Origin of the sequence: Fibrella aquatica (assembly GCF_041321135.1) — a bacterium.
GTDB classification, from domain to species: Bacteria; Bacteroidota; Bacteroidia; order Cytophagales; family Spirosomataceae; genus Fibrella; species Fibrella aquatica.
This window is the reverse complement of sequence record NZ_JBGGWF010000003.1, coordinates 759276-784837: the sequence shown is the minus strand read 5'-3', so window position 1 is coordinate 784837 and position 25562 is coordinate 759276. Positions and strand designations below refer to the sequence as shown.

The following is a 25562-nucleotide window of genomic DNA, read 5'->3' as shown; positions in this document are numbered from 1 at the left end:
GACGTCAGGAGGGATCTTCGCTAATTGCAAGCAGTGTTAGCAATTAGCGAAGATCCCTCCTGACGTCGGGATGACAAAAGCGCTGCTTATTCAAATTTCTAAATTGGACAAACAACGGGGTTATTTTATACATCAACAGCAAGAGGTGACGTTCAGAACCTCACTCCTTGCTGCAATCATGGCCTTTAGAAAAAGATGTGCGTTACTGCGGTAGCGGCATATCCTGTAAGTCTTCATCGGTCAGCTTGATGGTGGCTGCCGCGGTGTTCTCTTCCAGATGTTTTACCGACGACGTACCTGGAATAAGCAGCATCATGGGCGACGCAGCTAGTAACCAAGCAAGAGCGATCTGATACTCACTCACGCCATGACGTTGGGCTACCGTATGAACTGCTTTTTCGGATGACAGATCACCACCACCGAGTGGATACCACGGAATAAACGCGATGTTTTGTTCTTCGCAATACTTCAGCGTCGGGTTCCACTTCTGTTGACCGAAGCTGTACATATTCTGTACCGACACTACGTCGAAATACTGTTGCGCTTCTTTGATCTGATCTACATCCACTTCTGAAAGTCCGATGTGCTTGATCTTACCCTGCTGTTGGGCTTCTTTCAAAAAGCCTAAATACTCTTCCGAAGGCACTTTATCGTCAAAGCGGTGCAGTTGATATAAATCGATCTGCTCTACTTTTAGACGTTTCAGGCTTCCGTTCAGTGCCTCTTCCAGATGCTTACGGCTCCCATCGACTGGCCATTGGTTCGGACCGGTACGGAGCAAAGCGCCTTTAGTGGCAATAACAAGACCATTAGCGTATGGATGTAATGCTTCGGCGATTAGTTCTTCCGACACAAACGGACCGTAGCTATCAGCGGTGTCGATAAAGTTGATGCCCAGATCGAGACAGCGTTTCAATACGCGAAGGGCTTCGTCACGATCTTTGGGTGGTCCCCAAATTCCTTCGCCCGTGATGCGCATAGCACCGTAGCCCATTCGGTTTACGGTTAAATCGCCACCTAATGTGATTGTGCCTGAGGCGGTAGCCGGTTGTTCAGTTGTTGATTGCATGGGTATTAGTTGTTTATTGACTAGAAAGCCCGTCTGTACAAGCTTACCCTATCTCTACTAGCCAGAACCGCTAACTGTTTTCAACAGCTCTTTTTTTCTTCTGCGAACTGTAGTTAAACACGCTTTTCGTAGTTGCCTCACCGCTTCTCAATACCTTCCAGCACGCGGCGGATGACGTTGGCGCGGGCCATGAAATCGAGTGAGCCAGGTACGTTCCGCTCATCGATCACGGCTTTGAAGCGTTGCAGGAAGTCGATGTAATCGGCCAGGGCCTGCGAGACGTTGTCGCGGTTTTGATCGAAAATGGGCGCCCACATCTGCGGCGAGCTTTTGGCCAGACGAACGGTACTGCTAAAACCGGTACTCGCCATATCGAAGATAGCCTGCTCGTCTTTTTCTTTCTCCAACACCGTTAAACCTAACGCAAATGCGCTGATGTGACTCAGGTGCGATACGTAGGCCAAATGCAGGTCATGCTCCTGCGGCGTCATGTAGAACAGCTTCATGCCAATGTCGCTGAACATGGCTTCTACCAGGCTCAGGCTGTCGGGCTGACTTTTTTCGCGATCGCAGATAATCAGGTTTTTGCCGGGCAGCAATTCCCGGAAAGCGGCACCCGGACCAGAGTTTTCGGTGCCCGCCATAGGGTGTACGGCTACAAACTGGGACCGTTTCGGATGCTGATCGGCCAGCGCGCAAATACCTTCTTTAGTCGAGCCCAAATCAAGCACAGTGCCGTTGGTCGGGAGCTTGTCGAGAACGGCTGAAAGCAGGTTCAGGATGGTGTTTACCGGCGTTGCCAATACGACCAGTGTACTTTGGGCAACGGCTTCGTCCAGCGGCAACATCTCATCGACAATACCTTTGGCCAGCGCCAATTGTCCGTGAACGGGCGACGCATCGACACCGATGAAGCGGGCTTTAGGGTACTTCTCCCGAATGGCCAGGGCAAACGAACCGCCCAGCAAACCAACACCTACAATGGAAATCGTCATCTGAACCTGGATTTACTTGATTTTCAGGATTTACTTAATTTATAGAATTTACAACATGGGCTGCTTTTACAGGTATATCGCCGGTAGGCAGAGCATCCTGTAAATTCTACAAATCAAGTAAATCCTGGTTTAGACGGTTTATAGCCTGTTCAATACGCTCTTTCGGCATACAGAGCGACACCCGAATATATCGGTTGCCCTTTGGACCGAAGATGAGGCCGGGGGCAATGAAAATGTGTTTGTTATACAGCAAATCATCGACCAGCGCTTCAGCCGATGGAATGCTGTCGGGTAGTTTCGCCCATAGAAACATGCCTTCCTGGTCACGGGCGTAGGTGCAACCCAACGTATCCAGAAACGCATAGGCGGCTTCCAGACGGCCCTGATAAACGGCATTGCGTTCGGCGTGCCAGGCATCGGAGTTTTGAAGCGCTGTGGCAGCCGCCTGTTGCAGGGCCAGAAACATCCCGGAATCGACGTTGCTTTTGATCGTCAATACCGCATCGATATAGGGTTTTGCCGCTGCCAGCCAGCCCAACCGCCAACCCGCCATGTTGTGCGATTTACTCATCGAGTTTAACTCGACAGCCACTTCTTTCGCCCCATCAATCGATAACAGACTGATCGGTGCTTTCTTGTTGAGCACCAGACTGTACGGGTTATCGTGGCACAGTAGCACCTTATGGTCCTGCGCAAACCGGACCGCCTGTTCGAACAACGCCTGCGTGGCAGGGGCTCCTGTCGGCATGTGGGGATAATTCAGCCAAATAATCCGGGTACGTTCCGTAAGTTGGTCGGCCATTTGCTGCCAGTCCGGTTGCCAGCCTTGATGTTCCAACAAGGTATATTCTACCACATTAGCCCCAACCATCTGACTCACGGCCCGGTAGGCCGGGTAACCCAGTTCAGGCACCATAACCTCGTCGCCTTCGTTCAGAAACGTCAACGACAAGTGCGTGATGGCTTCTTTCGAGCCAATCATCGGCAGTAGTTCCGATTCGGGATCGAGCGTTACGCCGTAGGTATGCGCGTAGTAATCCGCAATTCCCTGCCGAAGGGCCGGAATGCCTTTATACGATTGATACCCATGCGCCGTGGGTTGGCGGGCCGTTTCTGCCAACGTATCGATGGTTGCTTCAGACGGCATCATATCGGGATTACCGATACCAATATTGATCACATCATGACCCGCCGCCTGCAGCTTACGTACCTCAGCGAGTTTGATGGAGAAATAATATTCCTGCGCCTGATTGGCGCGGTGAGCAAGAGGGATAATCATCGGATGTTGGTAAGGGTTCAACGTTTAAAGTCCAATGTCTAAAGTAGCTCCGCACGAGAAGTAAACGCGGAGCAACCTTAGACATTGGACTTTAAACGTTGGACGTCTTCCGAACTTAGTTCAGGAACTTCAGGCGCATTTCGTTCAACTGGCTACGAAGCGAAGCGTCGATCTGCCGGTCGCCTACCCGAAGGATATAGCCACCGATTAATTTGCTGTCCTCCTTCTCTTCAAGTTCAACCGTTTGGCCACCTGTTAGTGACTTCACTTTCGCTTTCAGTTGTGTACGGAGTTCTTCTGTCAATGGTACAGTGGTGATCACCGTCGCACGCTCAACACCTTTCAGTTTATCGAACTGCGTGCAGAAAGCACCTGCAATGTCTTCCAAAATATTATCGCGGCCTTTTTGAGCCACAATGTGAAAGAACGACATCGTCATCGGATTCAGCTTGCTGCCAAACACTGCGTTGATGATGTTCCATTTTTTCGCGTTACGCACAATCGGGTTCTTTAACAGAACACCCAACGCGCGGTTCTCAGAAATGGTACGCTGAAAATAGAGCATGTCGCCATACATCTCTTCCACAATACCTTTTTCCTGGGCTAAATCAATCAGAGATTTAGCGTACCGGGTAGCAACCGTTGAAATAGCCATTGTTTACTACCGTTTAGTTCAACCGTGATGAAGCCACCAGTTCTTGTACCAGTTTCTCCTGCGATGCTTTATCAGCCAGTTCGCGGCGGAGTACTTTCTCAGCCACTTCAATAGACAGGTTCACCACTTCTTTTTTCATTGAAGCAACCAATGCCTGACGTTCGTTTTGCATGGCCTCACGGGCTTGTTCCAGCATACGCTGTCCTTCAGCAACGGCTTTGTCACGCGATTCGGCAACTACTTTATCAGCCGTTTCTTTCGCACCACGAAGAATAAGATCGCGTTCGGCACGGGCTTGAGCCAGAATTTGCTCATTCTCTGATTTCAGTTTAGCCATTTCGCCACGCGTTTTTTCGGCGAGGTCAAGGGCACCCTGAATACTGTTTTCGCGCTCTTTCAGGCTGGCAGTAATTGGTCCCCAGGCAAATTTGCTCAAGAGAAAGAACAACAAACCAAAAATGACTACTTGCCAAACTAACAGGCCAATGTCGGGGGTAAGCAGGTCCATAGTAGATTATGAATAGAATAAATGAGTCGAAAAATAGACGCTTTCTTTTGTTGTAGAAGTAGCCTGCCAACGGCAACCCCAATTGGCAGGCTATCTAAAAATGAGGTGTATCCCGTGCGTCGTTGCCTACTGCTCAGACAAGATACGTACTGATGACCGGGCGATTAAGCCAGGGCAACCAGCAGACAGATAACGGCAGCGAACAGAGCCACGGCCTCGATCAGGGCGGCAATGATCAGCATGGCGGTTTGGATACGACCGGCGGCTTCTGGCTGGCGGGCAATACCCTCCATCGCGCTACCACCGATACGACCAATACCAAGACCAGCACCAATAGCGGCCAGACCAGCACCGATAGCAGCACCCATGATGGCTACACTACCAGTTGCTTCCAATAAGATTGACAGCATGAAAGCTAACATCTTCAAACAGATTTATAAGTGAAAAAAACAAAAGAAAGCAATTAGAAACTACCCGATCTCTTCGCCTGGACCTTCATAACCGATACCATGATCGGCTTCGTGATGATCTTCGATGGCACTCCCAATGTACATCGACGTCAGCAGGGTGAAGATGAACGCTTGCAGGAAAGCTACCAGCAACTCGATCAGGTTCATGAAGAGCGTAAAGGGAACAACAATTAAACTAACACCGTAGCCTACTCCCGCACTTGCCTTACCGGCAATGAAGATCAGCGACAACAGGGCCAGAATGATAATGTGACCCGCCGTAATGTTGGCGAACAACCGGATCATTAGCGACATGGGTTTCATGATCAGACCTACAATTTCGACCGGAATCATGATGGGCAACAGGGCAGCAGGTACACCGGTAGGTTTCACCAGGTGCATCCAGTAATGCTTATTGCCGCTGAGGTTCGTCACAAAGAAAGTAATGACTGCCAAGACCATTGTTACGGCGATATTCCCTGTCAGGTTAGCACCACCAGGTAAAAGACCAAGCAGGTTATTCACCAGGATGAAGAAGAACAGCGTCAGTAAATAAGGAAGATACTTTTCGTATTTCGGACCCAGATTCGGCTTGGCAATCTCATCACGAACGAACATAACGATAGGCTCCAGAAACGATTGAAGGCCTTTCGGCGCTTTACCTTTATTTACGGTATAGCTTTTAGCGATCGACGTAAAAATGAGAAGCAGGATCACGGCGCTCAGTAAAAGAGAAGCCACGTTCTTCGTGATAGAGAAGTCACGTACGTGAACATCTTCAAGTGGCTGACCAGCTTCGTTAACCCGATGAATATGCCCGTGCTCCAGCTTATAGCCGTTGTAGACTTCGCCATGAGCCAACCGTGATGATGAGAATACCTCTACGCCCCGATCGGCTGAATATAAGATAACAGGAAGTGGTAATGTAAGACCATGCGCAAACTCCCAGCCTTTATCATCGCTGATGTGGTGCGTGATCATATCACCAACCTTAAACTCTTTTTCTTCTGCGTGGGTATCGTGACCCTCTGCAGTGTGCTCCTGCGCAAATGCACCAGCAATCGTGCTGAATACGAGAGCAAAGGCAAGCAAAAATCTATTAATTGACGAACTCATCATATGAAATAAGTAAGCGTTTCTACGAATCGCGCCGCAATTTACGAGCAAGGCCGTAGATTTCAAAGCTGGTGTAAACTAAATACAATCCAAGAAAGCTAAATACGAAGATTTTTCGGTCAGGTACGTTGTTGTACAGCATAACGCCCATGAACACCAGACTCAAAATGAGTTTTGCGGTGACAAATGCCATAAAGAAAGTGGTAAACTGCGCTGATTTAGGGTCTTTTACGAAACTCATGAGTCGATGTAGCAACAAAGACAACATCGCATAAAATAGCAGCAGGTAGGGCCAATATGGATGCAACCAGTTGGGTTTGTAGAATCGGTCAGCTACAAAAAATACAATTCCAAGTAAAGCCGTTAACAGTATAGAGTCGCGCATCAAGTGGTAAATTTCTCTTTTGACAGGATTAACAGGATTTTCAGGATTCGACTATCCAACATGACCAAATAAAATCCCGTATGGTGGCCGCCAGTACGCCTGTCAAAAAAGTAGAGCTAATTTTTAGGAAGCTGTTTGATGAACAGATAGAGCGATGCAAAAATAGCAAAGAGCGATAGCCCGATTGTCCAGCCGGGGGTTTGATTTCCTTGCCACTCGTCTAGTTTCATACCGGCGTATACACCCACGCCGATAGTACCCAGCATTTGAATACCAATGCCACTATACTGCGCAAATGCCGATGGTCGGCGGTCAACGTTAGGGTCTTGAGAGGGCTTGTTTGGGTTTTCAGAAGAATTCATCGTTGGAAAATAGCTAATTTCGCCACGCTGGCACAAGATTCGATACGTTGACCGGTAGAAGACACGTTTTATCTATAAATGTTTCAGCTCTATTTTGTCGCTTCTACGAAGGTACGTCCCGAAAAGGGGCAATAACCAACTTCTTTTACCTTGTATGCCCCAATTTCGACCTACATACATTGCTTCGCTGGGCCTGGTGCTCACATTGGCAGGTGGATTCTGGTCATGTTCACAGCATAGCAATGGCTCAGTCAGTAAAGGGTATCATAACCTGACGGCCCATTTTAACGCCTATGTGATGGCCCGCGACGATATTGACGAAGTGGAGCGCTATCTGTTCAAAAACAGGCAGGACAACTACAACGAAACACTGCCAATTCTGCTTCCGCTCGACTCAAACGCGATCCAGTCCGTTCGTCCGCAACTCGACGATGCCATCAAAAAAGCATCATTAGTTGCCGAACGGCATCAGAACAGCAAATGGGTGGATAACGCCTATGTGCTGATTGGTAAAACCCGCCTCTACCGGCAGGATTTACCAAACGCGGTTGACGTTTTCAAATACGTCAATACGAAAGGTACCGACGAAGTTGACAAGCATGAAGCCTTGATTTACCTGCTGCGGGCTTATACCGAATTGGGTGATTTTGCTAATGGACTGACAGTAGCCGAATACCTGCGGGCACAACCCCTCAACAAAAAAAATACGCGCGACTATTACCTGACGAAAGCGTATTTACATCAGCGTAAAGGCGAGCCGCTGGTAGCCGCCGGTATCCTCGACGCCACATTTCCCTTTCTGAAAAAAGCGGAGGCTACAGCACGCCTGCACCTGGTTGCGGGACAGCTCTATGAATCGGTTGGTAAATCGTCGCTGGCGGCGGGGCACTTTCAGAAAGTACTCCGTACACGGCCCAATTACGATCAGGAGTTTTTCGCTAACATCTACCTGATGCAGGCCGATGGTGATGATGCCAAACAACTAGCCAAAAACGCCGAACGGTTTGAGGAAATGTTGAATGACCGCAAAAACTCGGACCTAAAAGACAAAATCTATTTCACGATGGGCAAAGCTGAAGCCCGTCGCGGAAATTATGACCGGGCTCTCGTGAATTTCAACAAAGCGGTCCAAACGGGCATAACCAATACCGCGCAGGTGCCCCTCACCTACGCCGAGATGGGAAACCTGTATTACGATAAGAAGCGCAACTACGGCAAAGCGCAGGCTTATTACGACAGTTCACTGGCTTTGTTACCGCAGAATCACGCGCTTTACACAACGATTGCCAACCGGAAAAAATCGCTCGATGAGTTTGTAAACAACCAGACCACTATTGATCGGGAAGATAGCCTGCAGCGCATGGCCCAAATGAACCCGGCAGCGCTCGATCAATTACTGGAAAAACTGGTTGAACAGCGCGAAAAAGAAGACGCCGCCCAGGCTGAGCTGGCCAAACAGGTAACGGGCCGGACAAATTTGTCAGGTGCACAGGCCACCAATTCCGATCTGGCTCCCAATGATCGCTGGGTATTGTACAACCCAATTCAGCAGTCGCAGGGAAAGCAGGAATTTATGCAGGTGTGGGGCAACCGCCCGTTGGCCGATGACTGGCGGCGACAAAATAAAGACGCGTCGCAGGCCGTTGCCAGTGAAACCAGTCCACTAAACGGGGCTAACCCGGCCAACGCTACCAATCCGGCCAATCCATTGCCTGCATCGGGAACCCGTCCCCCCGTGGCCAACACATTGAATCAGCGGAAGACCAGAAAAGACGAACTGTATCGGCAGATCCCGTTTTCGGCAGAAGCCTTACAGAAATCGAATGACCTGCTCGAGTCAGCTTTATTCCGGCAGGGCAAGCTGTACAAGTTTCAGCTCGACCAACCGTTACTGGCTATCTCTACGCTCGATCGGTTGCTGGTGCGTTACCCCAATTCGAGCTATAAACCGGAGGTTTATTATCTGATGCATCTATCGGCCGAGCAGGTGGGGAAGCCTTCGCCCTGGCATGATAAATTGCTGACGGAATTTCCAACCTCGTCGTTTGCGAAATTACTGACAGCAGCGGGAAGCGGATCGGCCGTTGCCGGGGGTAGCACAACCACAGGCAAAGGTCCGGTAAACGAGATCAGTGCAAACCAGACCTACACCCAACTGTATCAGCTTTACCAATCGGGCAACAGTACTGAGGCCCTGGCTCGTACAGAGGCTGCGCTGGGTACGTTCGGCGGTTCAAAAATTGCCGACAAGATGGCCCTGTTGCGAATAATCCTGATTGGCCGTGTTCAAGGTGTCGATGCATACCGGCAAGCCCTGGGCGAATTCGTTCGCGATTATCCGCTCAGTCCATTACTTTCACATATAAAAGAACGTCAGACCGCCGCCGAGCAACTGACGGCGAAAAGGAAATAAATGTGAGTTTCAAGTTTCAGGTTTCAGGTTTCAAGTGCTCCGCTTAACCGCAACATAGGTAGTAGCGAAGCACTTGAAACCTGAAACCTGAAACTTGAAACCCCTCTCCCACCCATGATTGAATTTGCTTCCGGGAAATACCGCACCACTATTTCCCGACTCTGGAAATTTGTATTAATCTCACTGGTTGCCGTAGTACTGTATGTGCTGGCAGTATCGGTGAATTTTCTCTGGCTTTTTGGCGGTATGCCCGATCTAAAGGCGCTCGAAAACCCGAAAAGTCAGGAAGCGTCAACGATCTATTTCAACGATGGGCCTCAGATGGGGAAATTCTATCTGGAAAACCGCACGCCGATCGACATTACGCAGGTTTCTCCCAATGTCATATCGGCGCTACTGGCTACTGAAGATGCCCGGTTCATGAAACACTCGGGTATCGATGCCCGATCTATTGCCAGGGCAGTTACCGGTATTCTGACATTCAGAAATACGGCCAACACCGGGGGCGGCAGTACGCTGACTCAGCAAACGGCCAAAAACCTGTTCAACACCCGCGAAGAGCAATATGAAGGTGCTTTGGGCAGCATTCCGGTAATCCGGCTGGTAATTGCCAAAACAAAAGAATGGATTTTGGCCGCCCGACTCGAGCGCAATTACACCAAGCAGGAGATCATTATGATGTACCTGAATACGGTTTCGTTCGGTAACAACACATACGGCATTAAAACGGCGGCGAAGACATATTTCAATCGCGAACCCTGGCAATTATCTGTCGAGGAAAGCGCTACGCTGGTGGGTATGCTAAAAAACCCATCGCTGTTTGACCCACGTGTATTTGAAGACCGGGCCCGCGAGCGGCGTAACGTGGTGCTTAGTCAGATGAGGAAGTACAAGTTCCTGACCACCGACCAGTATGTAGCCTATAAGATCAAACCGCTCAAGCTCGATTTTAATATTGAGAACCAGAACACCAACAAGGCTCCTTATTACTGCGCCACCATCCGGGAATACCTGAAAAGCTGGATCAAACAGTACAACAAAGAGAACGGCAAAGAGCTGAATCTATACACGAGCGGTCTGAAAATTTACTCGACCCTTGATTCACGTATGCAGAAGGCGGCCGAAGAAGCGGTGATGGCCAATATGCGCGATCAGCAGGGAAAATTCTACAAGCAATGGCGCGGTCGCAATCCGTGGGTGTTTAAGAACGCCCGGGGCGATTGGCAGGAGATGCCTAATTTCATCGAGAACGCGGTAAAAAAGACCAGCCGGTATAAGTTATTGAAGCAGGTATATGGCGACGATAAGGCCAAGATCTGGAAGGAACTGAACAAGCCCGTGAAGATGAAAGTGTTTACCTACGCCAACCGGCGCATGGAAAAAGACACGATCATGAGCCCGCTCGATTCGCTACGTTACTACAAACGTTTGCTACACACCGGCTTCGTCTCGATGGACCCTACGACCGGGTACGTTCGGGCCTGGGTAGGTGGTATGAACTTCAAACACATGAAGTTCGACCATGTGGCGCAGGGAAAACGGCAACCTGGTTCAACCTTCAAACCCTTCGTGTACCTGACGGCGCTCAACAATAATTACTACACCACCTGCGATCGCATCACGGATAGCCCGGTAACGTTTGCCGCCTACGAAGATGGTAACGGCCCCCGTTCTTGGACACCAAAAAATTCAACGGGACGCTATAGCGGACGAGCGTTAACGCTGCGGGAGGCGATTGGCGCTTCGGTTAATAGCGTATCTGCTCAGCTGATCAAGAAAGCCAAGTCGGGGGCGGTTAAGAAGACAGCCGCCGATCTGGGCATAGACACAACCGGCTTTCCATCTAACCCTACCCTTAGCCTTGGCACAGCCGACGTGTCAGTGATGGATATGGTGGCGGCTTATTGCACATTTGCCAATAGCGGTCACCGGGTAGAGCCAATCACAATTTACCGCATCACCGATAAGAATGACAACGTATTGCACAACTTCACGCTGAATGCCGTGCAGGTCATCAGCGCGCAGAAAGCCTACGATATGCTGTATTTGATGCGCGGTGCCACCGAAGATCCAGGTGGAACAGCGGGGCGTTTGGCGTCACAGTACAAGCTGTTGGAGAACGGCAATCAGATTGCGGCCAAAACCGGTACTACCTCAAGTTTCTCGGATGGTTGGTTTATGGGTATCACGCAAAACCTTGTATCGGGTCTGTGGGTAGGTGGCGACGATCGCTCGATTCACTTTAAAGATATTGGCTTTGGTCAGGGTGCCCGGTTGGCTATGCCCGCGTGGGGTGCGTACATGCAGAAAGTATACGCTGATAAGTCGCTGACGAAATACAAGCCGGGGCCTTTCCTGAAACCCAATGGCTATAAAGTAGATTGTGGCGGCTACTACATCGATTCGGCACAGCGGTATATTCCCCCGCAAATTGCCCCTACTGAAGAAGAGGAAATTCTGAACTAGCGTAGGTACGTTCGTTAGCAGGGCCACGCGTCAGCAACGTACTTAACACCCTCAGTTTGGGCAACCTTTAGTCAGGTACGTTCGTTAAGGATACATGCCAGAATTTGACTACAAAAAGGAGTTGGCCAGGGTACCGCACGAGCCTGGTGTGTACCGCTATTTCGACGCCAGCGGAGAAGTTATTTATGTAGGAAAGGCGAAAGACTTAAAGAACCGGGTTAGCAGTTATTTCGTCAAATCGAATCAGCACGACCGGAAAACGCAACGCCTTGTCAGTCAAATCCGGAAGATCGAGTTTACGATTGTTCATACCGAATTTGACGCGCTGCTCCTCGAAAACCAGCTCATCAAACGCTATCAGCCGCGTTACAATATTCTGTTGCGCGATGACAAGACGTACCCGTTCATCTGCGTCACGAACGAGCATTTTCCGCGTGTAGTGACCACGCGACGTATCGAACGCGGACAAGGCACCTACTACGGGCCTTTTGCGAACCTAAAGCCCATGTATACGGTGCTGGAAATGTTCAGCCAGTTGTTTACACTACGTACCTGCAACTACAACCTCGCTCCCGAAAATATAGAAGCGGGCAAGTACAAGGTGTGTCTCGAATACCATATCGGTAACTGCAAAGGCCCCTGCGAAGGCAAACAGGCTGAACCCGACTATGACGCTGATATCGAACAGATTCACGCCATTCTAAAGGGACAGCTCAAACCGGCGCAAGAGTATTTTCGCGGCCGTATGGTTGAAGCAGCCAGCACCATGGCGTTTGAACAGGCCCAGCAATACAAAGACAAACTGGACGTATTACAACGGTTTCAGAGCAAATCGACGGTGGTGAACCCAAAGATTGCTGATGCCGACGTGTTTACCATTGCTTCTGATGAAGTATCAGCTTACGTCAACTTCATGAAGGTGGTCAATGGCACCATTATTCAGACGCATACGGTCGAGATCAAAAAGAAGCTGGAAGAGTCTGACGCGGATTTGTTGACGATGATGATCGTCGAGTTCCGGGATCAGTATGGCAGTCAGGCGAAGGAGATTATTACGAACATTCCGCTTGAGACGGATTTGAAAGCTGAAGTGACCGTTCCGCAGATTGGCGATAAACGCAAGCTGATGGATATGTCGCTGAAGAACGTACTGTATTTCCGGCGCGAGCGTCAGGAAAGAGCGGCGGCTGAAGCAACGGCTAGTTCAAGCAAGAAAGACCGGGTGCTGATTCGTTTGAAGCAGGATTTACAGCTAAAGAACCTACCCCGCCGCATTGAGTGCTTCGATAACTCAAACATCCAGGGTACCAACCCGGTGTCGGCAATGGTGTGTTTTATTGATGGAAAGCCAGCCAACAAAGAATATCGGCATTACAGCATCAAAACCGTCATAGGCCCCAACGACTTTGCCAGCATGCACGAGGTAGTGACTCGCCGGTATAGCCGTATGCTGGAAGAGAAAGGCCCGCTACCAGACCTGATTGTGATTGACGGAGGCAAAGGGCAACTCAGTGCTGCCTGCGATGCGTTGAAAGCGCTGAATCTCTACGGTCAAATCCCGATCATCGGCATTGCCAAGCGACTGGAGGAAATCTATTTTCCAGAGGATACCCTCCCACTCTATCTCGACAAACGATCTGAATCACTGAAGCTTATTCAACAGTGTCGCGACGAAGCTCACCGGTTTGGCATCACGCATCACCGCGACAAACGCAGCCGAAACAGCCTGATTAGCGAACTGGAAGGTATCGAGGGTATTGGCCAAAAAACGGCGGGCAAACTCTTAACGCATTTTAAAGGCGTGAAAAAGATCAAGGAAGCCGATGTAGCCGCTATCGCCGAATTGATTGGCGATGATAAAGCGCAGAAAGTGAAGGCCTATTTCGATGCGCAGGAAGTGGACTAAAAAAGGGTCTACTGTTTAATGTCCAAGGTCCCATGTTGCTTCGCGAATGTGCAGAGCAACATGGGACCTTGGACATTAAACGTTGGACCCTTTTTACTAGTACTCCCAAAGGCCGTGCTCAATTTCCATCAGATCGTACTCGGTCTGATACGATTTCAGCAAGCCTTCTTTATCACCGTAAATACCAACTAGTTCAGCGTCTTCAGGGTTGGCTACTTTCGTAATACGACCGTAGAACAAACGAAGATCAAAGGCATCGGCCAGGTTTTTATGCTGCGCCTGGTTCTGCGTATTATACCAGACAAACTTCTTAGGGTCTGACCGGAACAGCTTGTCAAGGTCTTTGTACTTGAACGTAGCTACAGGCAGTTCAAAACCGGCGGCGTTCTTATCGGCAGGTAACAGCATTTTCACTGTCTGAATGTCGTAATACAACCGTGACCGCTTTTTATCGAAAATCCAGTCTTCTTTAACTTCCAGTACACTAAGCTCTTTGGGGAAGTACTCGTCGCCAGTCAAGGCAGGAGCGGCCTGCGCCACGGCTACTGTGTCTTTTACAATAGGTGCAACGGGCTGAGTAACCTTAGCTCCTTTCTTGCCCTTTGTATTCTTGGCAGTCGCTTTTTTAGGAGCGGGTGCGCCCCAGCCGTCGTCGGCAGGTTTTGCAGCCGTTTTAGGCGCTGGTGCACCCCAACCGTCATCAGCAGGCTTCGTTTTAGCTGTTGCTTTAGCCGGATCAGCCTTCTTCGGCGAATCCCAACCATCGCCCGCTGCATCCGCTGGCTTACCAAATCCGGCCTCAATCTCTTCTTTCGACAAACCACCCTCCTGATTTGGAATCAGCAGCTTCTCGTGGAATTTCTCTGGCGAGATTTTCCTGGTGCATGAGTCATTCTCATACGCATCGAGCAAACCGGCTTTCACCGCTTCGATTAGGTACTTGGTGATCTCATTGCCTTTAGCAAACATGCTCCGATTCTGAGTCTCCTTCAGGTCGATACGACGCCAAAGAGTCTTCTTCATCATGATGTCGCTATCATCGATAGGACGAACCGACATCGAGTTAGCTTTGCTGTTGTCGCGCTCCTGCGCCATAGCCGCACCGCCCAAAAGCGTTAGCGTTGCCGTAGCTGTCAGGGCAATCGTCCGTATCATTGTCACTTGCTTCATAGCCTGTGTTCTTTACCTGTATTCTCACTAAAAACGGCCCGAAAGCCGCTTTAGTATAGTTAATATAAGGATATTACCTGCAATGTGCTTCCCATAGGTACGTCACTTGTTTCACCACGGAAGTTGCGTCGTTGAACGCCTTCAATTGTAACAGTGAGTCGATCGCCCGGTTGCATTTCAGCAGCCATTGCTCCCAATGAACCACCGCCAGGGCCTAACGTTAATGGACCCGCTACGCGCCGGGTTCCCCGTGCTAAGTTGACCGTAACGCCGGTAACCCGGAAGTTTGCATCGTTTGGTGCATAAGCAGCAAAACTCGGATCTGATACTGCTCTAACATTCAAACTACGGGCCGATCCTACTGGTACACCACGAGGGTCAGTAGCCGGACGACCACCAACCAGATACTCTATGGTTGGCTTCGGAACCCGGTTAACCTTAAATCGTTCAGTACCCAATAAATTACCAGCATTGCTAATGTTCAGGGCAACAGCCGCAGCATTTGGCACAACCGTGATTTTGCCTTTGCCGCCCGATTGAATTACTGCAGCGCCGTCAGCTGAGAAGTTAGGATTCCATAAAGGGCCTAACTGTGGGCTTTGAATACTCAGCTTGTTTTCACAACCTAAATAAAGCGGAGGCATCGTACCGGTTTCAACCTGATAAGATGGTTTAGCAACGGCGTATTCAGCCCGAACAGGAACAGACTTCACTGTACCATCTGGTGCATTATACGAGATAGTACCCGACAGAACCCGCTTCGACAAACCTTGACTGTCATATGAACCGCCCTGTGCGGTGAATTCGATAACACCACGACCATTTTCCATGCGAACGGGTCCACCGCTCAAACTCATACGAGGTTGAATGCCCGATGAAGAAGCCGCCAGGAACATTTCACCCCGGAACTTGGTACCGGCAACAACTACGTTCGACTGCATGCTCAGCATACCCATGATCTTGTCGAACTTCACATCCTGCGCCCCTACTTTCGAGGCCAGATAGTCCAGCGTTTCGCCTTCGATACGACGAACATCAGCTTGCTTCTGACTCAAAACCGCCAGTGCTGCCGGTACCGGCGTTTGGGCAAAGTTCAGCGTAGCAAAGTCTTTTGTCCGCTGCTCATTTGAGCGTGACGCAATAGGGTCATCTTTACCATCGAGGGCCATTGGAGCGAATTTGGCGTTACCCAGCTTCGATAGATCGTCGGTGTACTGATTCAGCGATGTTTGCAGTTTATAGGCCGCTCCATTCCGGTTGTTACCAACAAGCAGTTGCGCTACTTTTTCTTCTTCGCTTAGGTTTTTGATGTTACCCTGCTCGTCCAGTCCACCACCGGCATCTGTAATCAGTTCCTGCTTTAGTGCATCGATCTGACCCATCATGTCGGCTGCCTTCTTACGAACAAGATCAGCCTGTTGCAATACGGCTACGTCGGCGGGGCGGTTTCCCGTTTTGCTGACTGCGGCCTTAATTTTCTCTAGTGTCTCCTGATTGACCCGATTGGCTGAACCCGTTGATTGCTCTAACGAATTATTCAGCAGGACGAATTTCTCCAGGATGGCCGAGGTTACCTGCAATGCAAGTAGTGCGGTCAACACCAGATACATCATCCCGATCATTTTCTGACGGGGTGTTTCTTTTCCACCTGCCATTAGTTGGTAGTGATTAAATGTAGTTTGATTGGAAAGATGATATAACGTTTGATGTTTGGCGTTTGAAGTGCGTTGCCACTAAACGAAGCAACCTCAAACGCCAAACATCAAACACTAAACTACTGGTTGTTACCGCGCATAGCTGTGAGCATGCTGCCGTACACATTGTTGAGCGACGCAAGATTGCCCGTCAACTTAGACAGTTCAGATTTGAACTGTTGGGTGTCTTTGCTGGCATCGGCCATGTTCTGCATGGCAGAAGTCAGGTTGCCATAGAAAGCATTCATGGCTTTCAGGTGCTTGTTAGTATCCTGCAACTCCAGTTCATAAACGGCATTCAGCGCGCCCATGTTCTTGGTTACTTTCTGGAACTGATCCCGGTAATCCTTGGCGTCGGTCGTAGCATCAGCCATTGAATTCATCGCCGTGATAGCTGTACCGTAAGACTTGTTCATTTCAGAGATCGACCCTGACGCTGATTTCACGTTGCGGGCGTAGTCGTTGGTGGCTACTGTAGCATCTGTCAGGTCGGTCAGTTTAGAAACCGTGCTGTTCAGATTCTGGAAGCCTGAACCCAATTTCTCGAACACATCCGGCGTAATTTTCGCCTGTGCCAGCATCTGATCCATATTGGCTGTCAATCCATTGGCCTGTGGTGTAGCCGCTACTACCTTACGGGTTTCGCCTTTGTAATCAGGTGCCAATTCTGGGTAAACGCGTTCCCACTGATAATCATCACCTGATGTAACTGGCTGAGTGAAACTCTGAATAGCGTATAAGGCGAAGATTACTACCTCTGTCAGCAAGCCCACGGTCAGCATGAAGCCGAACTGTTCGTTGTGGGTGATTTTTGCCCAGGCTCCGAAGATTACAACGGCTGCTCCGGCACTATAAACGGTAGGAACCAGACGGTCCCAAAAGAAATTTACTTTTCCTGCTGCCATGAGTTGGTTTACAGATGATTTTTAAAAAAGTGGAATGAAAGGGTTAAGCTTTACTGCCTTTGGTGCCTTTAGGGGCCTTAGATGCTTTTGTTGACGAGCGACCAGCCGAACGACCACCCCGGGCCGAAGCAGTCCGTCCTTCGAGGTTATCCATCACGCAACGGAAACCGATATACGACCGCCGGGCATTCTCGTCTTCGTAGGTACGTGTACCCGACTCCAGGTAATAGGCAATATCTTTCCAGGAACCGCCGCGAACCACTTTCCGAGGCTCATCAGCATTCTGGTTATCGGGGTTCATGTCCCAAACAATGGCGTTTGCGTTTTCGGCGAAGGCATCGCGGCACCACTCGGCCACATTACCAGCCATATTATACAGACCATATTCGTTGGCATTGTATTGGTTGGCAGGGGCTGTGTATGGATAGCCGTCGGCATCGAAATTACCGCGCTGTGGCTTGAAGTTGGCCAGATAGCAACCTTTACCGTTGGCTACGTATGGGTTACCCCAAGGGTACTTGGCACCTTGCTTACCACCGCGTGCTGCCCACTCCCATTCTGCTTCAGAAGGCAACCGGAAACGAGGAGCGTTAACCAGGTTTTCTTTCGTGCGATAGTCGTTGTACAGGTTAGTACGCCAGTTACAGAAATGTTGTGCGGCTTTCCAATCAACACCTACTACCGGGTATGTATCGAAAGCGGGGTGACCATAATAGTATTCCAGCATTGGGTCACCATTGTGGTAGGTAAAGTCATTTTTCCATACAGTGGTATCGGGGTAATATTTAGCCATGATTTCTTCTTCACCGATCGAAGCGGCAGAGTCGGCCATCATAGCGTTTACGTATTGCCGATATTCATGGTTGGTGATTTCAGTATCATCCATGTAGAATGAACTGATCGTTACGCGGCGGTTCATGTTGATTTGCGTGGCGGCAATATCCTCATCGGCCTGACCCATGATAAACGAGCCTGATGGTACCAGAACCATACCGTATGGCGTAGTTTGCCGGTAGCCGGGCCGCGACTTAGCCACAATCTCACCGTTACTCACGCCAACGTCGCCGGACTTTCCACCCCCAAATTTAGATTTAACAAAGCCGCAACTCTGCAAAACCAGCACTGTCGCCACAACCAATACGCCCCGGAGTGTATATGCCGGCATTCGGTTCGATTTCATATGTATAAACTGCATAAAACTTGTGCAAGACTGACGTAAGAACGAAATTCCTCACGCTTATTGTATGTAAATATTGATTGCCGAAAAGAAGCACCTACAGCTTACAATGGCATAAAAGATCGAAACACTCAAAATTAAACGCATGGCTCTAAACAGCCTAACAACAATAAAGCCAATTTGTCGAACACACGCTTTTATATGCCTAAAAACGGTGAAAAAGTGAGGTTAGTATCTGAAACGGGGCGTACGAATAATAGGTTTTTTACTAGTACTCGGTGCCGGTAACGCATAGCTCATCATGAACTCATACGAAGCGGGTCGCTTGGCCGTTGACCCCACAGTTGTCAGGTCGCCCGACAGGCCAAGGCGTAAAGCATTGTTGGCCATCATATTGATGCCTAGCATAGCGGTTATGGCTTCTCCAGTTCGATAACCAAGGCCGCCAAAGAAACGGCTGTCGTAGGTTGCCAGTAGGTTAACATCCAGTGATGATGCCTGTGGGCCCGCCTCTGTGCTGTATTTGTAAAGTATCGACGGTTGCACATCCAGAGCATAACTGACGCCAAGTCGGTAGCCTGCCGACAGATACGCTGTACGCGACATTGGGTTAATGCCTTGATCGGTGCCAAGCTTATAACTGGCTGCATTGAGGTGGAAAAGGCTCACTCCTACCCAATAATCGATGGTGTTGTAATGAATGCCTACGCTAACATCAGGTTGCATCTGCGATACGCGTCCGGTTCCAATGAGTGGGTCATCGGGGTCACGGATAATCACGTTGCTGTAATCGATCGATTTATTGTACAAGCCACCCTGAAGCCCCACGGCCAACGTACCTGATTTAAGTGGTAACCGATACGCATAGGCTAGTTGAACAGATTGGTTGCTCTGCGGGCCAATGGCGTCGTTGAATGCATAGATGCCTACTCCGCTATTGAGGCGGGTGAGCGGCAGATTGGCCGTCAGTAGCTGCGTAGTAGGTGCTCCACCCGCTCCGGCCGAGGTCTGGTAGCCAGCCCATTGAGTTCGGTAGATGAGTTGTATGCGGGTAAGTCCTTCAGAACCAGCTGCAGCCGGATTGTAAAACGTTGGCGCGAGGGGAAAAAAGCTAAATTGAGGGTCTTGCTGTCCGAACGCTGTAAGCGCAAGAAACCAGCCACCAATAGAAACGTAGAGTTTGCGAAGCATAGACGATTAGAATCCGGGCGGTCATTACCCTGGTCAATTACCTGATTAACGCCCGTAAACACAAAATATTGACCGAAAAAAAGGTCGATACCTGCTTTTTCCGCTGGCACCGACCTTTCCTTAACGTCTTAGGCTTAACTATTGTTGGCTTTCCGTATGTACAAGTCCAACGCACCCGTCATTGAAGGCGCATTGGGCAAAGGCGCTTCAATATCCAGTGTCAGTCCTGCTTCAGTGATTGCTTTTGCCGTCGTGGGGCCAAATGCAGCCATCCGTATGCCATTCTGCTTAAAGTCAGGGAAGTTTGCCATCAATGAAGCAACTCCTGATGGACTGAAGAAAGCGATCAGATCGAAATGGCTAACATCCAGATCAGACAGGTCAGTTGCCACTGTTTCATACATCACTGCTTCCGACAAATGCAGTCCGCCGGTATCCATAAAATCAGGAATATCGTTGCTGCGAATGTTAGAACATGGAAACAGGAACTTCTCCGTTTTATGCTTACGAATCAGATCGAAGAGTTCGCGGGCCGTTTTTGTGCCCGAAAAAATTTTCCGTTTCCTGATAACAATGTATTTCTGGAGATAATTGGCTGTCTGTTCAGAGATACAGAAGTACTTCATATCGGCTGGCACATCAATGCGGGCTTCCAGACAGATACGGAAGAAATGATCGATGGCATTTCGGCTGGTGAAAATGATCGCCGTATGCTCCAGTATGTTGATCTTCTGCTTTCTAAACTCCTTGTTCGATACTCCCTGAATCTGAATAAACGGCCGAAAGTCTATGGTGATATTATACTTATCGGCCAGGTCGAAATAGGGTGATTTATCGTCGGCGGGTTTGGATTGGGTCACTAACACATGGCTGACTTTCGTCTGACGGTCCTCGGTGGGCTGTGTGTTGGTATGGCTCATTGAATCTACTTCTATGTTACGCATTCCAGCGGCTATGCGGTGTGGTTTTCGTACTCTGGAAAAGAGCACGCCTGTCAAACGGCAAACCGTATACCGACAACAAGCGGGATTAATTCCACGATGCAAAGGTAGGAAAATAAATAGAGATTTTTGACCGACATCAACCGCACAAAGGTTAGGTACAGCCAGAAGAGCCTCGACAGATAGAAACAAATGCAGGGAATGAGCACATAACTAACTGATATGTCAGTAATGGAAACCGTTGAATCGAGTGCGCTTACCACCAACACGATGAGCGTGCTGAACAACAGGGACGATTGCAGTACTTTGAAATAGTGAATATTGACCAACGCTTCATACTTGTATAAGCTGCCAACAGCAGCAATCAATAAGTATTTACTAATGAGTAATACAAAAATGAGGAGACATATAACTACATAACTTATTAGTACCCAAACAAATGTCTGTTGTGGCATAAACAGTCCACTTAGCCCAAACAAGTGAGCATCTAAATGCTGAATATACACGAACAGGAAAGCTAGCAGGAAGCTTAAATTCAGGGTAAAAGCCAGCGAAATGCGGCTCAAAGGTCGATTGACAACAAACGATTCATCAGGCGTTGCCAACCGAATCAGATTAAGCGGGTTATAGAAAAGCTCGAATGCGCGTCGGAAGAATGTGTACAAAAACGCATGACTCGCCAGCAGAAAAAGCAATCCCAGGCTGAAGAAGTTACCGTATGGTGACCTATTTCGGGGACGAACGCTCAGCAAATCATCATCAAGCCGAATTGTCTGATTGGCGGCTGCTCGGGGATACCCGATCAGTAGTTTCCAGTTACCAACCGAAGCAGGGCCGTAAAGGGTCAAGAAAAGCTGGGGTTGCCGGTATAACCGGTGGAGACTGTCGATATCAAACACAAGCCATTGATTGGCTGGGCATTTTCGACGAAGGGCCGCATTGATGAAGAGAAAGCCGTCTTTTTTGCTGTGAATCAGCAGTTTGTAATGACGATTACTTTCGATGTCGACCGAAGCGCTCAGCGCATTTTCGGTGTTGTGTTGTTCGGCAATGAAGGGGACATACGCTTTGAACGCCTCGTCATAGATGACAAACTCCTGCTCAAAATCGTGGACCGGGAAGTAAGCCTGTGCCGGGCCGATTCCTTCTTGCCGCCCCTGACCAAGCAGGGAATGAGCAAACGAGATAAAGAGTGAAAGAAACAAGAAGAGAAAAAGTCGGGCTACCCGGACATCTGTACGTATCCGTACTCCTGCACTAAAGCCACCCATTTCTTTTCTTCTTTATTTCCTTCACTCTTTACCGGTTTCTTTATAATCCCAGTGCTTTAAGCATTGTATCACCAATCAAGGCTGGCGACTCAACTACGTGGATACCACACTCGCGCATGATAGCCATTTTGGCGGCAGCCGTATCATCTGCACCACCTACAATAGCGCCTGCATGGCCCATCCGGCGACCTTTCGGTGCTGTTTGACCAGCAATGAAGCCGACAACGGGTTTCCGGTTGCCATCTGCCTTAATCCAGCGGGCGGCTTCTGCCTCCATACCTCCGCCAATTTCACCAATCATAACGATGGCCTCTGTTTCGGGGTCATTCATCAGTAGTTCAACGGCCTCTTTAGTAGTAGTGCCAATAATGGGGTCGCCACCAATACCGATAGCCGTGGTTTGACCCAGGCCAGCTTTAGTCAACTGATCAACGGCTTCGTAGGTCAACGTACCTGACTTTGATACAATACCTACTTTACCTTTCTGGAAAATGAAGGCAGGCATAATGCCTACTTTACACTCACCGGCGGTCATTACGCCGGGGCAGTTCGGGCCAATCAGCCGCGTTTCCTTGCCTTTCAGGTAAGCCTTAACAGCTACCATGTCGGCGGTAGGAATACCTTCAGTGATACAGATAATCACCTTTATACCGGCATCAGCAGATTCCATGATAGCGTCGGCAGCAAAAGCTGGCGGCACAAAAATGATCGATGTATCGGCACCTGCGGTCGAAACGGCCTCCAGTACGGTGTTGAAAACGGGTTTTCCCAAGTGGGTCTGTCCTCCTTTTCCGGGAGTTACTCCACCAACTACGTTCGTGCCGTAGTCTATCATTTGCTGGGCGTGGAAACTCCCTTCAGAGCCGGTGAAGCCCTGCACTATCACTTTCGAGTGCTTGTTTACTAATACGCTCATGCTGTTCGTGGGTCGTAGGCGGTGCCTCGTGCGTTGACGTCTATATTGCAGATAATGGCGCAAAAGTAGACCGAAAAACGGTATCTTCCGCAATGATTCTTTCGCATATGATCTCCGACGCGGTACTGGCCGCAACGGGTGTCTGGGTCTTTAGTACGGCATTCGGACGAGTTTCTTTTTATTCCCGCCTGCTTTGGGGCTTTTTCTTTCTGACCATATCGCTGGCCGCCTTTGTTGGTGTTCTCACCTTTGCCGGTCTTTCCATGCTCGATCCGCTCCATGACTCCCTGACCGTACTGGCCAGCAGTTTAGGGGTGGTGGCGGTAGTAGTAGCCACCTATGCTACAGTATTCAATCAGGCATTGTCTCCGGTGAGTTTCAGCGTTTCGCTTGGAGTCGGCATCCTGCTTTTTGTGGCCCTTTTCATCCCGGAGATAGCCGTTTTTACCCCTGTTGTGTCGGCATTGGGTATTCTCATCGTGATGCTGCTGGCAGTGTTGGCGCTCTTGCAAAAACAGCATTGGGCCGTTTGGATCGTGGTGGCCGTGATGCTGATGGCCTTTGCCACGAAAGTACACCATATGGCGCTACCCCTCCACCCTATCGATGCGTACCACTACCTCATTGCGCTGGCACTGCTTAGTTTTGGGTACGCCATGCGCAAACGGGAAGAAGCCAGATAAAACGATCTGTCGGCTCCGTCACTCATCGAATGATAACATTTTAGTGCAATCATTCGTCTTTATAGTATGACTCAACGTACTTCATTGACGCTATTGGTCGGATCGTTTCTGACTTTAACTACCTTTTTTTCCAGTTGTAAGAAACAGGAGGAGTCCAACCCCGTTGTTCGTCAACTTCAGGCCGCTCGCCAATTTGCCGACTCGGTGGGCATCGATACCACCAGATACACTGCCCCTTCAGCTGGGTTGCCTACCGCCCAGGCGAAAGCGGAGCTGGAAAAGCTACTTACCGAAATTCACTACGGCCACAAACCAGCCGATCAATCATTCGCCAAATTGACGGAAAAAGTAGATACAGCCGTTGTGGGTAAACTGGTTCGGGATGCCGACTTAATGACCACTCTACAGGCCAATGCTGCCGGATTTAGCCCATATGCTACTTTGTTGACCCGGTACAACGAGGTAAAGAAGACGGCAACGCCCAATCAGCTTCAGCAGATCAGAGAGACGCTGAACTTCTACCGGTACCTGAACCGGTTTGATAAAGAGAAATTTATCGTGGTAAACATTCCGGCGGCCCGTCTAGCTGTTTTCGATCAGTCAGGTAAACGTGAACTGCCCATGGATGTTATTGTGGGGAAAGCAGGCAAAGAAACGCCCCGGTTCAACTGTTCAATCACCGATATTGTGGCTTACCCCTACTGGAACGTACCTCAGGGGATTGGCTTGAAAGAGATTATGCCGAAGGTAAAGGCCAATCCCAGCTACCTCGACAGTCAGAATATGGAGATCCTCGATTCACGCGACAAACCGGTAGATCCCGAATCAATTGATTGGGAGACCGTCTCTGCCTCAAATTTCCCTTACCGGTTTCGGCAACTGTCGGGTTGCCACAATTCACTTGGACTTATCAAGTTTGTGTTGAACGGACCTCCCGCTATTTACCTGCACGATACCAATGCCCGGCAGCTTTTCGATCAGACCAACGATCATTGGCGGAGTCACGGTTGTGTCAGGCTGGAAAAACCCGTTGAACTGGCCAATTTTGTGCTCGGCAGTACCAAGTTTGATCAGGGATTTTATGATCGTTGCCTCACTGACCAAACACCTTCATCGTTTAAACTACCGAAGCCATATCCTGTTTTCGTCACCTACAATCTAGCCGACGTGAACGAGCAGGGGCAACTGGTTTACTACAAAGATGTGTACGGTAAAAAGTCCTGAACTTAGAGTTCCGAGTCATTTTAGTCCTGAGTCTGGAAAGTCGTATCAAAGTGATTTTCCAGACTCAGGACTAAAATGACTTAGGACTTTAAGTATGCCGACTTGGTCAGGTAGGTATCGTCGGGGTAGTAAACGAACAGGCAGGACCCGCCTGAAATGGCGCGGATGATGGGCGTGCATTCGGCCACCGATACGGCTGGGCAACCCTGACTACGTCCGAGGCGACCGGTACGGCGAATAAAGTCTTCGCATACATAATCGGCACCGTGCATCACGATAGCCCGCGAAAAGGCATTATCGTTTATACCTTTTTCAAGCCCTTGTAGCTGCATCGACAAACCATGTTTGCCCGTGTACAAGCCCATGGTTTTGTAAAAACCCAAGCTAGACTGGAATGATGAATTAGTGTTTGAAAAGCGGTTCGGCATCAACTCACCTGAGTTGCGACCGTGGGCTACATATGTGTTGAACAGTAACTTCCGGTTGGCTAAATCAATGATGTATAGCCTTTTTTTGGAAGATGGCTGACTCATGTCGACGATAGAAAGCAGCTGTTTTTTGGCCGATATCTGCTCCATACCACGCAAGGCAATTGAATATGACTCACGGTTGAGGCCTAACGCTTCCAAGTGCAACTCATCATATAATAGCTGATTGGCAGATGGAGCAACTGCAGCGAGTGGTGCCACAGGCGGAGGCACGGGCAGAGAAGGAGATGGTTTTTCGGAGCTTGAAATGCCCAGAAAAAAGAACGAGAGAACTGCGATCAACGCTTGTTTCATGCATG

The 25562-nt window shown here is 49.4% G+C and carries 23 protein-coding genes; 5 read left to right on the top strand and 18 right to left on the bottom strand.

Annotation, left to right across the window (positions count from 1 at the left end; translation table 11 throughout):
* Positions 1-202 precede the first annotated feature (202 nt).
* The 9 genes from ACAW87_RS10880 to ACAW87_RS10840 all read right to left on the bottom strand — a co-directional run bounded on the left by ACAW87_RS10880 (position 203) and on the right by ACAW87_RS10840 (position 6818).
* Positions 203-1069 carry an aldo/keto reductase gene (locus tag ACAW87_RS10880; protein ID WP_370723407.1) on the bottom strand — a complete coding sequence of 289 codons (867 nt, stop codon included), beginning with the start codon at positions 1067-1069 and terminating at the stop codon, positions 203-205.
* 137 nt (positions 1070-1206) lie between these two features.
* On the bottom strand, positions 1207-2064 hold the full coding sequence (locus tag ACAW87_RS10875; RefSeq protein WP_370723406.1) for a prephenate dehydrogenase: 858 nt from the start codon (positions 2062-2064) through the stop codon (positions 1207-1209).
* A 106-nt stretch (positions 2065-2170) separates the two neighbouring features.
* On the bottom strand, positions 2171-3343 hold the full coding sequence (locus tag ACAW87_RS10870) for a pyridoxal phosphate-dependent aminotransferase (protein WP_370723405.1): 1173 nt from the start codon (positions 3341-3343) through the stop codon (positions 2171-2173).
* A 115-nt stretch (positions 3344-3458) separates the two neighbouring features.
* A complete protein-coding gene (gene atpH / locus ACAW87_RS10865; RefSeq protein ID WP_370723404.1) occupies positions 3459-3998 on the bottom strand; it encodes an ATP synthase F1 subunit delta in 540 nt (179 codons plus the stop codon).
* A 13-nt stretch (positions 3999-4011) separates the two neighbouring features.
* On the bottom strand, positions 4012-4506 hold the full coding sequence (gene atpF / locus ACAW87_RS10860) for a F0F1 ATP synthase subunit B (RefSeq protein WP_370723403.1): 495 nt from the start codon (positions 4504-4506) through the stop codon (positions 4012-4014).
* A 164-nt stretch (positions 4507-4670) separates the two neighbouring features.
* Positions 4671-4916, bottom strand: a complete 246-nt coding sequence (gene atpE / locus ACAW87_RS10855; RefSeq protein ID WP_370723402.1) for an ATP synthase F0 subunit C — start codon at positions 4914-4916, stop codon at positions 4671-4673.
* 60 nt (positions 4917-4976) lie between these two features.
* The gene (gene atpB, locus ACAW87_RS10850; RefSeq protein ID WP_370723401.1) at positions 4977-6074 is read right to left on the bottom strand and encodes a F0F1 ATP synthase subunit A; all 1098 of its coding nucleotides are present in this window, start codon (positions 6072-6074) and stop codon (positions 4977-4979) included.
* A 19-nt stretch (positions 6075-6093) separates the two neighbouring features.
* Positions 6094-6312 (bottom strand): hypothetical protein, encoded by a 219-nt coding sequence (locus ACAW87_RS10845; protein ID WP_370723400.1) that lies wholly within the window; start codon positions 6310-6312, stop codon positions 6094-6096.
* 260 nt (positions 6313-6572) lie between these two features.
* Positions 6573-6818, bottom strand: coding sequence for an AtpZ/AtpI family protein (locus ACAW87_RS10840; RefSeq protein WP_370723399.1), 246 nt, complete (start codon positions 6816-6818; stop codon positions 6573-6575).
* Positions 6819-6972: 154 nt separating this feature from the next.
* Between ACAW87_RS10840 and porW the strand changes: the two genes are divergently transcribed.
* The 3 genes from porW (at position 6973) to uvrC (ending at position 13603) form a co-directional block, all read left to right on the top strand.
* Positions 6973-9231: a type IX secretion system periplasmic lipoprotein PorW/SprE gene (gene porW / locus ACAW87_RS10835; RefSeq protein WP_370723398.1), complete on the top strand. Its 2259-nt coding sequence runs from the start codon at positions 6973-6975 to the stop codon at positions 9229-9231.
* Positions 9232-9345: 114 nt separating this feature from the next.
* Positions 9346-11697, top strand: a complete 2352-nt coding sequence (locus tag ACAW87_RS10830; protein ID WP_370723397.1) for a penicillin-binding protein 1A — start codon at positions 9346-9348, stop codon at positions 11695-11697.
* A 94-nt stretch (positions 11698-11791) separates the two neighbouring features.
* On the top strand, positions 11792-13603 hold the full coding sequence (gene uvrC / locus ACAW87_RS10825) for an excinuclease ABC subunit UvrC (RefSeq protein WP_370723396.1): 1812 nt from the start codon (positions 11792-11794) through the stop codon (positions 13601-13603).
* A 96-nt stretch (positions 13604-13699) separates the two neighbouring features.
* Here uvrC and porN read toward each other — a convergent pair whose 3' ends face one another.
* The 8 genes from porN to sucD all read right to left on the bottom strand — a co-directional run bounded on the left by porN (position 13700) and on the right by sucD (position 22868).
* Positions 13700-14773, bottom strand: coding sequence for a type IX secretion system ring subunit PorN/GldN (porN, locus tag ACAW87_RS10820; protein ID WP_370723395.1), 1074 nt, complete (start codon positions 14771-14773; stop codon positions 13700-13702).
* Positions 14774-14832: 59 nt separating this feature from the next.
* Complete coding sequence (gene porM, locus ACAW87_RS10815) at positions 14833-16428, bottom strand: type IX secretion system motor protein PorM/GldM (RefSeq protein WP_370723394.1); 1596 nt, start codon at positions 16426-16428, stop codon at positions 14833-14835.
* A gap of 119 nt (positions 16429-16547) precedes the next feature.
* Entirely contained in the window at positions 16548-17372 is an 825-nt protein-coding gene (gene porL, locus ACAW87_RS10810) for a type IX secretion system motor protein PorL/GldL (RefSeq protein ID WP_370723393.1), read from the bottom strand.
* A 43-nt stretch (positions 17373-17415) separates the two neighbouring features.
* Positions 17416-18552, bottom strand: coding sequence for a T9SS ring complex lipoprotein PorK/GldK (gene porK / locus ACAW87_RS10805; RefSeq protein ID WP_370723392.1), 1137 nt, complete (start codon positions 18550-18552; stop codon positions 17416-17418).
* Between the two features lie 225 nt (positions 18553-18777).
* Complete coding sequence (locus ACAW87_RS10800; protein ID WP_370723391.1) at positions 18778-19740, bottom strand: PorP/SprF family type IX secretion system membrane protein; 963 nt, start codon at positions 19738-19740, stop codon at positions 18778-18780.
* A gap of 134 nt (positions 19741-19874) precedes the next feature.
* Positions 19875-20660 carry a uroporphyrinogen-III synthase gene (locus ACAW87_RS10795; RefSeq protein WP_370723420.1) on the bottom strand — a complete coding sequence of 262 codons (786 nt, stop codon included), beginning with the start codon at positions 20658-20660 and terminating at the stop codon, positions 19875-19877.
* A 74-nt stretch (positions 20661-20734) separates the two neighbouring features.
* A complete protein-coding gene (locus ACAW87_RS10790) occupies positions 20735-21886 on the bottom strand; it encodes a DUF4271 domain-containing protein (protein ID WP_370723390.1) in 1152 nt (383 codons plus the stop codon).
* 106 nt (positions 21887-21992) lie between these two features.
* A complete protein-coding gene (gene sucD / locus ACAW87_RS10785; RefSeq protein WP_370723389.1) occupies positions 21993-22868 on the bottom strand; it encodes a succinate--CoA ligase subunit alpha in 876 nt (291 codons plus the stop codon).
* A gap of 92 nt (positions 22869-22960) precedes the next feature.
* On the opposite strand from sucD, the gene ACAW87_RS10780 reads away from it, so the two are divergent.
* Positions 22961-23551 carry a DUF6962 family protein gene (locus ACAW87_RS10780; protein ID WP_370723388.1) on the top strand — a complete coding sequence of 197 codons (591 nt, stop codon included), beginning with the start codon at positions 22961-22963 and terminating at the stop codon, positions 23549-23551.
* 66 nt (positions 23552-23617) lie between these two features.
* The gene (locus ACAW87_RS10775) at positions 23618-24775 is read left to right on the top strand and encodes a L,D-transpeptidase family protein (RefSeq protein WP_370723387.1); all 1158 of its coding nucleotides are present in this window, start codon (positions 23618-23620) and stop codon (positions 24773-24775) included.
* Between the two features lie 80 nt (positions 24776-24855).
* Here the strand turns inward: ACAW87_RS10775 and ACAW87_RS10770 are convergent, their stop codons facing one another.
* Complete coding sequence (locus ACAW87_RS10770; protein WP_370723386.1) at positions 24856-25557, bottom strand: murein L,D-transpeptidase catalytic domain family protein; 702 nt, start codon at positions 25555-25557, stop codon at positions 24856-24858.
* Positions 25558-25562 lie beyond the last annotated feature (5 nt).